At 61.5% G+C, this 11686-nt stretch carries 12 protein-coding genes; 5 read left to right on the top strand and 7 right to left on the bottom strand.

Features of this window, described 5'->3' with window-relative positions; all coding sequences use genetic code 11:
- Positions 1 to 41: 41 nt before the first annotated feature.
- The 5 genes from DWW03_RS03945 to tgt are packed head-to-tail and all read right to left on the bottom strand — an operon-like array spanning position 42 to position 5248.
- Positions 42 to 1127 carry an RluA family pseudouridine synthase gene (locus DWW03_RS03945; protein ID WP_015546832.1) on the bottom strand — a complete coding sequence of 362 codons (1086 nt, stop codon included), beginning with the start codon at positions 1125 to 1127 and terminating at the stop codon, positions 42 to 44.
- Positions 1127 to 2083 carry a PASTA domain-containing protein gene (locus tag DWW03_RS03940; protein ID WP_022061446.1) on the bottom strand — a complete coding sequence of 319 codons (957 nt, stop codon included), beginning with the start codon at positions 2081 to 2083 and terminating at the stop codon, positions 1127 to 1129. Before DWW03_RS03940 ends, DWW03_RS03945 begins: the two co-directional genes overlap by 1 nt.
- Before the next feature lie 10 nt (positions 2084 to 2093).
- A complete protein-coding gene (locus DWW03_RS03935; protein ID WP_015546830.1) occupies positions 2094 to 3197 on the bottom strand; it encodes an LptF/LptG family permease in 1104 nt (367 codons plus the stop codon).
- Between the two features lie 11 nt (positions 3198 to 3208).
- Positions 3209 to 4081, bottom strand: a complete 873-nt coding sequence (locus tag DWW03_RS03930) for a hypothetical protein (protein WP_015546829.1) — start codon at positions 4079 to 4081, stop codon at positions 3209 to 3211.
- Positions 4082 to 4117: 36 nt separating this feature from the next.
- Positions 4118 to 5248 (bottom strand): tRNA guanosine(34) transglycosylase Tgt, encoded by a 1131-nt coding sequence (gene tgt, locus DWW03_RS03925; RefSeq protein ID WP_118406353.1) that lies wholly within the window; start codon positions 5246 to 5248, stop codon positions 4118 to 4120.
- A gap of 59 nt (positions 5249 to 5307) precedes the next feature.
- Here tgt and DWW03_RS03920 point away from each other — a divergent pair, with 59 nt between their 5' ends.
- Genes DWW03_RS03920 through rsmG form a run of 3 tightly spaced genes read left to right on the top strand, consistent with a single transcriptional unit; the run spans position 5308 to position 7669 of the window.
- Entirely contained in the window at positions 5308 to 6462 is a 1155-nt protein-coding gene (locus DWW03_RS03920) for a glycosyltransferase (RefSeq protein WP_022061444.1), read from the top strand.
- Entirely contained in the window at positions 6453 to 7016 is a 564-nt protein-coding gene (locus DWW03_RS03915) for an RNA polymerase sigma factor (protein ID WP_015546826.1), read from the top strand. Before DWW03_RS03920 ends, DWW03_RS03915 begins: the two co-directional genes overlap by 10 nt.
- Positions 7017 to 7048: 32 nt before the next feature.
- Entirely contained in the window at positions 7049 to 7669 is a 621-nt protein-coding gene (rsmG, locus tag DWW03_RS03910; protein ID WP_118406352.1) for a 16S rRNA (guanine(527)-N(7))-methyltransferase RsmG, read from the top strand.
- A gap of 109 nt (positions 7670 to 7778) precedes the next feature.
- On the opposite strand, the gene DWW03_RS03905 is transcribed toward rsmG, so the two are convergent.
- Both DWW03_RS03905 and rlmN read right to left on the bottom strand, forming a co-directional pair.
- On the bottom strand, positions 7779 to 8207 hold the full coding sequence (locus DWW03_RS03905) for a thioredoxin family protein (protein ID WP_118406351.1): 429 nt from the start codon (positions 8205 to 8207) through the stop codon (positions 7779 to 7781).
- A 109-nt stretch (positions 8208 to 8316) separates the two neighbouring features.
- The gene (gene rlmN, locus DWW03_RS03900; protein ID WP_118406350.1) at positions 8317 to 9345 is read right to left on the bottom strand and encodes a 23S rRNA (adenine(2503)-C(2))-methyltransferase RlmN; all 1029 of its coding nucleotides are present in this window, start codon (positions 9343 to 9345) and stop codon (positions 8317 to 8319) included.
- A gap of 157 nt (positions 9346 to 9502) precedes the next feature.
- On the opposite strand from rlmN, the gene DWW03_RS03895 reads away from it, so the two are divergent.
- Both DWW03_RS03895 and hflX read left to right on the top strand, forming a co-directional pair.
- Complete coding sequence (locus tag DWW03_RS03895; RefSeq protein WP_022061440.1) at positions 9503 to 10186, top strand: energy transducer TonB; 684 nt, start codon at positions 9503 to 9505, stop codon at positions 10184 to 10186.
- Between the two features lie 281 nt (positions 10187 to 10467).
- Entirely contained in the window at positions 10468 to 11682 is a 1215-nt protein-coding gene (gene hflX, locus DWW03_RS03890) for a GTPase HflX (RefSeq protein ID WP_022061439.1), read from the top strand.
- The last annotated feature ends 4 nt before the right edge of the window (positions 11683 to 11686 follow it).

Genomic DNA, 11686 nt, shown 5'->3' with positions numbered 1-11686 from the left:
CCTCGGGAGGGGCTTGTCGCATCGCGACCGGAATGCGGCGATTAATTTTCTTTGGTTTCTTTTGCCGCTGAAGTGTAAATATTCCATTTTGTCAGCAGGGACTGGAAATCGGCCGGAAGCGGGCTTTCGAACAGCACGTTTTCGTGCGTTGCGGGGTGTTCGAAGCCCAGCAGGCGGGCGTGCAGCGCGTGGCGCGGCATCACCGCGAAGCAGTTTTCGATGAACTGCCGGTATTTGGCGAAGGTCGTGCCCTTGAGGATGCGGTCGCCGCCGTAGCGTTCGTCGTTGAACAGCGGGTGCCCGATCCACGCCATGTGGACGCGGATCTGGTGGGTGCGCCCCGTTTCGAGACGGCACTCCACGAGGGTTACGTAACCATAGCGTTTCAGCACCTTCCAGTGCGTCACGGCGTGCTTGCCGTCGGACCCGTCGGCGAAGACGAACATCTTCTGCCGATCCTTGGGACTGCGGCCGATGTTGCCCGTGATGGTCCCTTCGTCCTCGTCGAAATTGCCCCACACCAGAGCCACGTAGCGGCGCTGGATCGTGTGGTCGAAGAACTGTTTGGCCAGCCGCGCGTGGGTCTGCTCGTCCTTGGCGATCACCAGCAGCCCCGAGGTGTTCTTGTCGATGCGGTGCACCAGTCCCGCGCGGTTCTGTTCTTCGGCCGGGATTCCCTGCTTGTTGAGGTGGTGCATCAGCGCATTGACCAGCGTGCCGCTGTAATTGCCCACCCCCGGGTGCACGACCAGTCCGGCCGGTTTGTCCACGAGCAGCAGCCATTGGTCCTCGTAGGGGATGTCGAGCGGAATGTCCTCGGCGACGAGCTCCACCTCGCGCCGCGGGTAGGGCATCACGATCTGGATGCGGTCGAGCGGCTTGACCTTGTAGCTCGACTTGGCCGCCTTGCCGTTGACGAGGATGTTCCCGCTGTCGGCCGCCGCCTGAATGCGGTTGCGCGAGCAGTGCTCCATCCTCACGGTCAGGAACTTGTCCAGTCGCATGGGGGTCTGGCCCTTGTCGGCCGTCACCGCAAAGTGTTCGTAGAGGCCCGCTTCTTCTTCGTCCTCCGCATCTGCCGGAACGGCGTCCAGCTCCGGATCGTCGGTGGGGTGTCTGTCGGTCATCAGTCGAAAAATCCCTCGTTATTGTTTGCGGGCCGCTCCTCGGCGGGTTCCGCCGAAGCCTCCTCCAGGACCGTCCGGGCGAGCGAATCGGCCCGCTGCTGCTCCTCGGCCCGGCGTTCCTCGGCGGCGACGGCCGCCTGCTTCTCGGCCTCGGCCCGGTACCGGGCGAGTTTCTTCTCGTCGAGCGTCAGCCGCAGGTCGACCTTCGACCCCAGCGCTGCGCTGCGCTCGGCGCCCGGCGTCTGGATGTAGACGCGCGTGTCCTTCAGGTTGAGCAGGTTGACCCCTTCGTCGAAGTCCACGCGCCCGACGTTGAGGCCCAGTTCCCAGAGGCGGCCCTTGGCCTGCGCCAGCGGCAGCCCCACCAGCCGCGGCACGATCGTCGTGCCGTAGCCCTCTTCGACGCCCACGTAGAGCGTCACGCCGGAACCCATTTCGGCCTCCATGCGGGTCGTGGGGGTCACGGGTTTGCCTTCGCAGTACTCCTCCAGCACGTAGTTCGTGGCCATGTCGGCGCGGTAGACCAGCTCGGCGATCTCCAGTCCGGCGATTTCGAGCATGTTCTTGGCCTGCCGCAGCGAACGCCCGGCCACGTAGGGCACGGGGACCATCTTCTGACGGGAGGAGTTGATCGTGATGTAGACCGTGCGTCCGGGTTTCACCTCGACGCCCCCTTCGGGCAGCTGGTCGAGGACGATGCCCCCTTCGTAGGCGGGGACGAACAGCGAGTCGTTGATGTGCAGTTGCAGGTCGTGCTTGCGGGCGATGCGTTGAGCTTGGTCGAGCTGAACGCCCGAGAGGTCGGGCACGGTGCGCCGCGCGCCGTGGCGTGTGCCCAGTTGCATGAGGATGTGCGCGGCGACGGCCATCGCGAGGATGATCGCCGCGATCAGCGCGAGGTTCCACAGCAGCGGATGCCGCCGGAGCCGGGACAGGTAATTCTGGGGTTTCTCCATAGATCGCAGGTTATTTCGGGGCCTTCCGGTAAAGGTAGACGGCGATGCCGAGGTAAATGATATTGGGCAGCCACACGGCCAGCCCGGGCGGGAGGGTTCCGCTTTTGGCGAACTCCTCGAAGAAGCGGTTGAAAAGGATGTATGAGAAGCAGAGTCCCGTGCCGATGCCGATGTGCAGGCCGGTGCCGCCGCGGACCTTGCGCGAGGACAACGACACACCGATCAGCGTCAGGATGAACGTCGAAAGCGGATAGGCGTAGCGCGCGTGCTTCTCGACCTCGATGAGGTTGATCGAGTCGGAGCCTTTGGCCCGCTGCTGGTCCAGGAAGGCGTTCAGCTCCGAGATGTTCATGGTCTGGATCAGGTCGTTGATCTCGCCCAGCTCGGTGGCTTCGAGGTTGATCAGCGTGTCGAGGTTGCGGAACTGCTCGAAGGTCTCCGTGCCCGCGGAGTCGAACTCCCGTTTGGTGTAGCGCGGGGCGGTCCAGCGTTTGGTCTCGGGGTTGAACTTGGCGTCCGAGGCTTCGAGCGAGTGGGTCATCGTGCCGCTTTCGTAGCGTTCCAGCACGAAGAACGAGGCCTGGCGGGCGCCGTCGTTGTAGCCGCGGATGTAGGCGAAGATGCCCGGCTCGATCTGGCGGTAGATGTGTCGGTCGTATTTGGTGTTCTGCTTGCGTTTGATGTATTGCTGCTCGAAGGCGACGATGTGCCGCTGCGAAATGGGGATCAGCCAGAGGTTGAGCGTCAGCGACAGCGAGGCGATGATCAGCGCCCCGAGGAAGTAGGGCCACATCAGCCGGCGGAACGACATGCCGCCCGAGAGCATGGCCACGATCTCGGTCTGGTAGGCCATCTTCGAGGTGAAGAAGATGCAGGCGATGAAGGTGAACAGGCCGCTGAACTGGTTGATGAAGTAGGGGATGAAGTTGAGGTAGTAGTCGAGGATGACCGATTTCAGGGGTGCGTGCAGCTCCGTGAAGTCGTCGATCTTCTCCACGTAGTCGAAGACCACCACGATCACGATGATCATGGCGATGGCGAAGAAATAGGTCGACAGGAACTTGCCCAGTATGTAACGGTCCAGAATCTTGAACCCCGGAAAACGCATTTTCATCTCTTCGGTTGTCAATATTTTTCGAATGCGATCCATTCGGTTTGGTCCGGATCGTCGATCGCAGGTCGTGCGAATCGGTACAACTCTCCGCAGCCGTGGATGACAGCTGTATCGCCTTCGAAGCGAATGAATGACCAGTAGATGCCGTCCTCATCGAAGACGCACTGGTCGGGGCTGAATTTCGAGTCGTCGATTTTCAGCGGTTCGGCGCTCTCGGCGCGGTTGTCGGGGGCCATGTAGGCGGTGTGTTCCCGCGCGTTGGCCATCATGCGGATGTTCTGCGCGAAGAGTCCGCCGCGTTCGTTGAACCGTAGGCGGGCGGCCCGGCAATAGACGAATCCCGGCTCGATGTTGAACGTATAACTGTGCCGGTTGGTACCCGCTTCGAAACTGATGCTCCCGTTTTCGCAGCGGCATCTCGTGCCCAGACTCCACTGTTGGATGCAGGAGCCGATCTCCAGCGGCGAGGCTTTCAGCATCTCGTAGGGAGCGGAGACCGCGAAGCTTTCTATCTTTTCGAGCATCCGTTCCCGGCCCTCTACCACGATGCGCAGCCGTCCGTCGGGCTGTACGGCCCCCGGGTCGGCGTACTGCCGCGCTTCTCCGGGCCTGTGGACATACTGCATGAGCACCGAGTCGGGCGTGAATACGGTTTTGCCCAACAATACGGTGTCCGTGGCATCCATGCGTTGCAGGAGGGAGGTCGTCGTGTCGCCGTTGCTCTCGAACAGCAGCGCGAAGCGTTCCGTGCGGAGCAGTTCGCAGTCCCTGTCGGCCCAAACGCCGACCGCCGAAGGTGCCGCCGCCGGTCTGTTCCCCGAACAGGAGACGCTGGCCGCCAGGGCCCACAGCCCGAACAGGATGACTTGGATCGTTCGTTTCATAATTTTCTTTACATTAGGTTGTCCGGAAAAGTCCCTTTACAGTCTTCGTGTCAGTTTTTCGACCATTCCCTCCTTCCACGCCCTGAAGTCCCCGGCGAGGATGTGCTCGCGCGCCGCCCCCACGAGCCGCAGGTAGAAGGCGATGTTGTGCAGCGAGGCGATCTCGGCAGCGAGCATCTCGCCGCAGACGCAGAGGTGGTGCAGGTAGGCCTTCGAGTAGAGCCGGTCGACGAAGGCCGTGCCCGCGGGGTCGACGGGCGAGAAGTCGTCCTCCCACTTCTTGTTGCGGATGTTGATGACGCCCTCGGCCGTGAAGAGCTGCCCGTTGCGGCCGTTGCGCGTCGGCATCACGCAGTCGAACATGTCCACCCCGCGCTCGATGCCTTCGAGGATGTTCACCGGCGTGCCTACGCCCATCAGATAACGCGGACGGTCCTCCGGCAGTATGGCGTTGACCACTTCGATCATCTCGTACATGACCTCCGTCGGTTCGCCCACGGCCAGTCCGCCGATGGCGTAACCGTCGGCGTCGTACTGCTTCACGTTCTCCGCGGCCCGGGCGCGCAGGTCCGGGTAGGTGCATCCCTGCACGATGGGGAACAGCGCCTGGTAATGGCCGTATTTGGGACTGGTCCGGTGATACTGGTTGAAACAGCGGTCGAGCCACCGCTCCGTGAGGCCGAGCGACTTGGCGGCGTATTCGCGCGGGGCGTCGCCCGGGGGGCATTCGTCGAAGGCCATCATAATGTCGGCTCCGATCGTGCGCTCGGTGTCGATGACGCTTTCGGGCGTGAAGAGGTGCTTCGAGCCGTCGATGTGCGACCGGAAATGGCATCCCTCCTCTTTCAGCTTGCGGCACGCGGCCAGCGAAAAGACCTGAAAGCCGCCGCTGTCGGTGAGCATCGGGCCTTCCCAGGTCGAGAAGCGGTGCACGCCGCCGGCGCGTTCGAGGATCTCCATGCCGGGGCGCAGGTAGAGGTGATAGGTGTTTGCCAGGATGATCTGCGCGCGGGCTTCGTCGCGCACGTCGCGGTGGAAAATGCCCTTCACCGTCGCGGCCGTGCCCACGGGCATGAAGATCGGGGTGCGGATGACGCCGTGATCCGTATGCAGTTCGCCCGCGCGGGCGTGCGACGAAGGGTCTTTATGTTGCAGGATGAATTTCATACTCATATATTCGGCAAAAATACACAAAATATTTCTATCTTTGCGCATATTTCGTCAATATGCAACTCTTCGAACAAATTCTGTCATGCTACGGCTGGGAGGGTGCGGCCCTCGCGGGGGCGACGCTCCTGATGCTCGGCGTGCAGTTGTACTACTATATTTTCGTCTACGGCCGCATTCCCGGCTACAAGAACAACCGCCGTCCGCAGACGATGGACCGCGAGCCGCCCGTGTCGGTGGTGGTACCCCTCTTTTCGGAGGACTATTCGTTCGTCGAGGAGCGTCTGCCGCTGATCCTGGCCCAGAACTACCCCGATTTCGAGGTGGTGATCGTCTACGTGGGCCACGACACCGATTTTTACGAGGACCTCGTGCGGCTGAAACAGTCGTTTCCGCAGATCACGACCACCAAGATCCACCTCGACCCCCGTTTCCCGATTTCGCGCAAGATGGCGCTCAACGTGGGCATCAAGTCGGCCCACTACGAGTGCATGGTCTTCACCTCGACCGATGCCGTGCCGCAGACCGACCGCTGGCTGTCGCTGATGGCCAAGGGGTTCATGCGCGGCGAAATCGTCGTGGGCTACTGCGGCGTGGAGCGCGGAAAGGGCTTTTCGAACTACATGATGCGCGCCTGGCGGATGATGCACTCGGCCGACTGGATCGCCCGGGCCGTGCAGCGCCGCGCCTACCGCGGGACGCTCCACAACTACGGCTTCACCAAGAGCCTCTATTTCGGGGCCAACGGCTTCAGCCACCTCAATATGAACATCGGCGAGGACGACCTGTTCATGCAGCGGGTCATGACGCGCGACAACGTGAGCGTGATCCTCTCGCCCCGCGCCTCGCTGCGCGAAAAAATGTGGGGCGGCATGGGCTGGTGGACGAGCCAGCTGCGTTATTTCGGCTCGGCCTTCCGCTTCTATCCCCGCGCGGTGAAGACCTTCGTCCGCTGGGAGATCGGTTCGCGCGTGCTCTTTTTCGCCACGGTGGTCTGCGCCCTTGCGGTCATGCCTCCCGAGTACAAGCTCGCCGCGCTGCTGCTCGCCGTCATCCGTTATGTCGTCGTGGCGTTCGAAGTGCGCCGCATCGCGCGGCGGCTGGGCGAGGGCGGCATTGCAGGGCGTTACTTCATCTACGACCTGCTCGGCCCGCTGTGGGCCGCGGCGCTGGGGGCGATGCTGCTCCGCCGTGACAACCGCGTATGGAGATAGCCGACTATATCGTAGCCGAAGACCGTGAGCTGGTTGACCGGGTGCTCAAGGGGGACAACGACGCCTTCGAGTACCTTTTCAACCGCTACCGCGACGCCATCCACCGGTTGTTCGTGCAGCGGCTCGGCGGTGTGAACGATGCCGACGACCTGTTGCAGGAGACCTTTATCAAAGTCTACATCAACCTCCACCGGTACAGTGCGGACTACACCTTCGGGCAGTGGGTCTACACCATTGCGCGCAACACGTTCATCGACTTCGTGCGCCGCCGCCAGGACGACCTGCCGATCGACGAGCGTTTCGCCGCCCCGGCGTCGAACGCCCCGACTCCCGAGGAGAGCGTCATCAACCTCCAGCAGCGGTCGCAGATCGAGCACTATCTCGAACACCTCGCGCCCCGTTACCGGCAGCTGATCCTAATGCGCTTTTTCGAGGAGTACTCCTACGAGGAGATCGCGGCGAAGCTCTCGCTGCCGCTCGGGACCGTGAAAACCCAGATACACCGCGCCCGCGAACAGATGTGCCGGCTCATCGCCCAAGGCGACGAGCGATGAACGATTCACGATTCACAATTCATAATTCACAATTGGAGCTGATAATTAAATATTTCCCGGACTTGACCGGGCGTCAGAAGGAGCAGTTCGCGGCGTTGTACGACCTCTATGCCGACTGGAACGCGAAGATCAACGTCGTTTCGCGCAAGGATTTCGACCAGCTCTACCTGCGTCACGTGCTGCATTCGCTGGCCATCGCCAAGGTCTGCACGTTCGGCGACGGAGCGCGGATTCTCGACGTGGGGTGCGGCGGCGGATTCCCTTCGGTGCCGCTGGCGATCCTCTTTCCGGAGGCCCGTTTCACGGCTGCGGACTCCATCCGCAAGAAGATAACTGTGGTCGAAGGGGTTGCGGCGGGCCTCGGGCTTACGAACCTCACGCCCCGCTGCGTGCGGGTCGAGACCCTGACGGAGCGATTCGACTACGTCGTTTCGCGCGCCGTGACGGCCATGCCCGAATTTGTCGGCTGGATCTGGAACCGGCTCGAAAAGGGACAGAAAGGGTCGCTGCCCAACGGCATTCTCTACCTCAAGGGCGGCGACCTGGCCGAAGAACTGGCTCTGACCGGCAAACGGTGGCATGTCTACGACATTCCGCGCTTCTTCGGCGAGGAGTTCTTCGAAACCAAGAAGGTGGTCTATACCCCGAGGTAGGGCTTGATTCGTAGCCGGTGTTCCGGATCTCTTTCGTGCGGGGCGGAAGTTGCTGCCGGCGGCCGTGATTGTGCGGACAAGCGTCGGGAGGGCCTTCGTTCCGAAGCCTTTAAGGCTGCTGCTTGTGCGGCTTCTGCCGGGCGATGATCGTGCGGAGGTTGTCCATGAAGGTCTCGGCGTCGGCCGCGCCCTGGATGCGTCCCAGCAGTTCGCCCCGGGTGTCGAACACGAGGTAGAGCGGAATGGCGCCGCTGCCGTACTTCTTCATCAGTTCGCGGCCCGTGGCCTTGTCCGTGTCGTATTTGGCCGCCACGAACCGCTGGTCCATGAACTCCCCGACGTCCTTGCGCGAAAAGACCTGCCTCTCCATCATCCGGCACGGGGGACACCAGCTGGCATAGAGGTCGATGAAGACCAGCTTGCCCTGCTTGATCGCCATTTCGCGCACGGCGTCCGTCGATTTGGTCTCGAACTTCACCTGCGCCTGCGCCGCGCCCGTTCCGAGTGCGAACATCAGCAAAAAAAGTAGCTTTTTCATACGAATCGAATTTTCCGGTGATGGGTGCAAAAACCGAACCGGCTGTTTGAAAAACGGCTTTTAGGGGTAGCGGCGCAGAATTGGCCCGACAGCGCGATAAGCCCCCCCCCTAAATCCCGCCTTTTAGGCGGGTGCTCAATAACCCGCATGCGGCCTGGATGTCCTCGCCCCGCGAGGCGCGGATCGTGGTCTGAATGCCGCGGGCGGTCAGCGCGTCGCGGAAGCGGACCATCGCCTCGTCGCCGGGCGAGAAGTAGGGCGAGTCGGGAATCCGGTGGAAGCGGATCAGGTTGATGCGGCATTTGATGCCGTTCAGCAGGCGCGTCAGTTCGCGGATGTGACGCGGGGAGTCGTTCAGCCCGCTCATCACGATGTATTCGAACGACACCCGCCGCTGGTGGGTGAAGTCGTATTCGCGCAGGATCGCGGCGACTTCGGCGATCGGCCACGCCCGTTCGACGGGCATGATCTCCATACGCTCTTCGTGGAAGGGGTTGTGGAGGCTGACGGCCAGGTGAACCTTCGTCGCGTCGAGAAAACGCCGCAATTCGGGCACGACGCCCGCCGTGGAGAGCGTGATGCGTGTCGGCGACCAGCCGAAACCCCACTCGGCGGTGATTATCTCGAGCGCCCGCAGCACTTCGTCCGTGTTGTCGAGCGGTTCGCCCATGCCCATGAACACGAGGTTCGTGAGTTTGTCGCGCTCGGGCAGCGAAACCGCCTGGTTGAGGATTTCGGCCGCCGTGAGCGACTGCTGAAGCCCCTGCCGCCCCGTGGCGCAGAAGCGGCAGCCCATGCGGCATCCGGCCTGCGACGAGACGCAGAGCGTGGCCCGCTCCCCGTCGGGGATGTAGGCCGACTCGACGTAATGCCCTTCGAGCGTGCGGAACAGGTATTTCTTCGTGCCGTCGGCCGACTCGGTGACGCGCTCCGGGGCGCTCAACGCCGGCGAGAACCGTTCGGCGAGCCGCTGGCGGTGCGCGGCGGCGATGTCGGTCATCCGCAGCGGGTCTTCCGTGTGGCGGACGTAGAGCCAGCGGGCGATCTGCCGCGCGGCGAAGCGCGGCATTCCCAGCTCGCCGCAAAGGGCTGCGAGCTGGTCGGGCGTTTTGCCGTATAACGATTCCTGATGTGTCATTCCTGCGATTCCGGGGGCTGTTTCCTGCGACAAAAGTAGGTAAAAAATGAAGATTTTTGCGTCCGTATGTTCATTTTTGAATTTTTATCCATATATTTGTGGTGCATAGCGCCCCTATGCCCGTTTTTTGCCCGAACATTAAAATTATTTGAGATAAATGGAAATTAAGAAATCACCCAAAGCGGACCTCCGGAACAAGCGGGGTCTTTTGCTCGAAATCGGTCTGGTCATTTCGCTTTGCCTCGTGATCGGGGCTTTCGCCTACACCCCGAAGGAGCGCAAGATTGAAAAGATGGATTTGCAGGCTGCCATCGTCGAGGAGGAGATCGTCGAGATCACCCGCCAAGACCAGAAGCCTCCCGAGCCTCCCAAGCGTGTAGAGGTGAAGGTTATCGCCGACCTGTTGCAGGTCGTTACCAACGACACGAAGATCACCACCGAAGTGGACTTCGCCGAGTTCGACGAGAATACCGAGGTGATCCAGCAGGTCGAGGTGGCCGAAGAGACCATCGAGGACGACCAGCCGTTCCTGATCGCCGAGACCATGCCTTCGTTCCAGGGCGGAGACCTCAATACCTTCCGCAACTGGGTGCAGCAGAACGTGAAGTTCCCGCAGATCGCCCTCGAAAACGGTATCCAGGGTCGTGTGGTTCTCTCGTTCGTGATCGAGAAGGACGGCCGTCTGACCAATATTCAGGTGCTTCAGACGCCCGACCGTTCGCTCTCCGAGGAGGCCATCCGCGTACTGAACAAGTCTCCGAAGTGGAGCCCCGGCAAACAGCGTAACCAGGTGGTTCGCGTGAAGTATACCCTGCCGGTAGACTTCCGCGTACATAACTAAAGTCCGGGACGGGAATATCCGCCCGGCCGTTCGCCGGCGGATGAAAGGGCCGTGTGTCGAACGAATCGCCGAATGGAGCCCCGGGAAACGGCGGAATCAGACGGTGCATGTCAGATACGCCCTGCCGGTCGAGTTCCGCATGCAAATTAAGGCGTTACGGCTGAACTTTTTGAGGGTATCCTGCTTTCGGGCGGATACCCTTATTTGTAGCATCGTGTTTGCAGCACGTTGTCCGACCCGGCGGAAGCCGGAGTTGAAACCGGAAATAAAATAGAATTGTTTTGGAAGAAAATAAATTGAATCCCCAGCCTGTCGCCGCGGCCGATTGCCGCGAACGCGCCGTGCTGGTCGCCGTCATCCGCGACAACCAGGACCCGCGCCAGACCGAGGAGTTTCTCGATGAACTGGAGTTTCTGGCCGAGACGGCCGACATCTGTTCGGTGAAACGTTTCACCCAGCGGCTGCCGCAGCCTTCGTCGCGCATCTACGTCGGTCCCGGCAAACTGGAGGAGATCGCCGCGTATTGCCGGGAGCATGAAATCGACGTGGTGATCTTCGACGACGAACTGACTCCCTCGCAGACGCGCAACATCGAAAAGGAGATGCCCTGCCGTCTGCTGGACCGCACGCGTCTGATCCTCGACATCTTCATGTCGCGTGCCCGGACGGCTTACGCCAAGACGCAGGTGCAGCTGGCCAATTACGAATACATGCTGCCCCGGCTGTCGGGTCTATGGACCCACCTCGAACGCCAGAGGGGCGGTACGGGAACCCGCGGCGGCGCCGGAGAGCGCGAAATCGAGACCGACCGCCGCATCATCCGCAACCGCATTGCCAAACTGAAGGAGGACCTCAAGAAGATCGACCGCCAGATGGCCGTGCAGCGTTCGAACCGCGGCGCAATGGTCCGCGTGGCGTTGGTCGGCTATACCAACGTGGGCAAATCGACGCTGATGAACCTGATTTCGAAAAGCGAGGTTTTCGCCGAGAACAAGCTCTTCGCCACGCTCGACACCACGGTCCGCAAGGTGGTTTTCGACAATCTGCCCTTCCTGCTTTCGGACACGGTGGGCTTTATCCGCAAACTGCCTACGGAACTGATCGAGTCGTTCAAATCGACGCTGGACGAGGTTCGCGAAGCCGACCTGCTGGTTCATGTGGTGGACATTTCGCACCCGCAGTTCGAGGAGCAGATCGCCGTGGTGAAGCAGACCCTGCAGGAGATCGGCGCGGGCGACAAACCCGTCTATCTGGTTTTCAACAAGGTCGACGCCTATACTTATATCGAGAAGGAGGAGGACGACCTGACGCCTGCCACGCGCGAGAACCTCTCGCTGGAGGAGCTTAAAAAGAGCTGGATCGCACGGGCCAACACGCCCTGCATCTTCCTCTCGGCGCTGGCGAAGACCAATCTGGAAAAATTCCGCTCGGATCTGTACGGCATGGTGCGCGAGATTCACGCCGGGCGTTATCCGTTCAACAATTTCCTCTACTGACAAC

This window comes from Alistipes sp. AF14-19 (assembly GCF_003461645.1).
Lineage (GTDB): Bacteria > Bacteroidota > Bacteroidia > Bacteroidales > Rikenellaceae > Alistipes > Alistipes shahii.
Note: the sequence above shows the minus strand (reverse complement) of the source record. Positions and strands in the feature narration are given on the sequence as shown.

Excerpts from the sequence above, each read along its gene's own strand:
- DWW03_RS03915 (WP_015546826.1), top strand. The coding sequence starts at position 6,453 with ATGGAGATAGCCGACTATATCGTAGCCGAAGACCGTGAGCTGGTTGAC.
- DWW03_RS03895 (WP_022061440.1), top strand. The coding sequence starts at position 9,503 with ATGGAAATTAAGAAATCACCCAAAGCGGACCTCCGGAACAAGCGGGGT.
- tgt (WP_118406353.1), bottom strand. The coding sequence starts at position 5,248 with ATGAAATTCATCCTGCAACATAAAGACCCTTCGTCGCACGCCCGCGCG.
- DWW03_RS03940 (WP_022061446.1), bottom strand. The coding sequence starts at position 2,083 with ATGGAGAAACCCCAGAATTACCTGTCCCGGCTCCGGCGGCATCCGCTG.
- DWW03_RS03920 (WP_022061444.1), top strand. The coding sequence starts at position 5,308 with ATGCAACTCTTCGAACAAATTCTGTCATGCTACGGCTGGGAGGGTGCG.
- DWW03_RS03905 (WP_118406351.1), bottom strand. The coding sequence starts at position 8,207 with ATGAAAAAGCTACTTTTTTTGCTGATGTTCGCACTCGGAACGGGCGCG.
- DWW03_RS03930 (WP_015546829.1), bottom strand. The coding sequence starts at position 4,081 with ATGAAACGAACGATCCAAGTCATCCTGTTCGGGCTGTGGGCCCTGGCG.
- DWW03_RS03935 (WP_015546830.1), bottom strand. The coding sequence starts at position 3,197 with ATGAAAATGCGTTTTCCGGGGTTCAAGATTCTGGACCGTTACATACTG.
- rlmN (WP_118406350.1), bottom strand. The coding sequence starts at position 9,345 with ATGACACATCAGGAATCGTTATACGGCAAAACGCCCGACCAGCTCGCA.
- DWW03_RS03945 (WP_015546832.1), bottom strand. The coding sequence starts at position 1,127 with ATGACCGACAGACACCCCACCGACGATCCGGAGCTGGACGCCGTTCCG.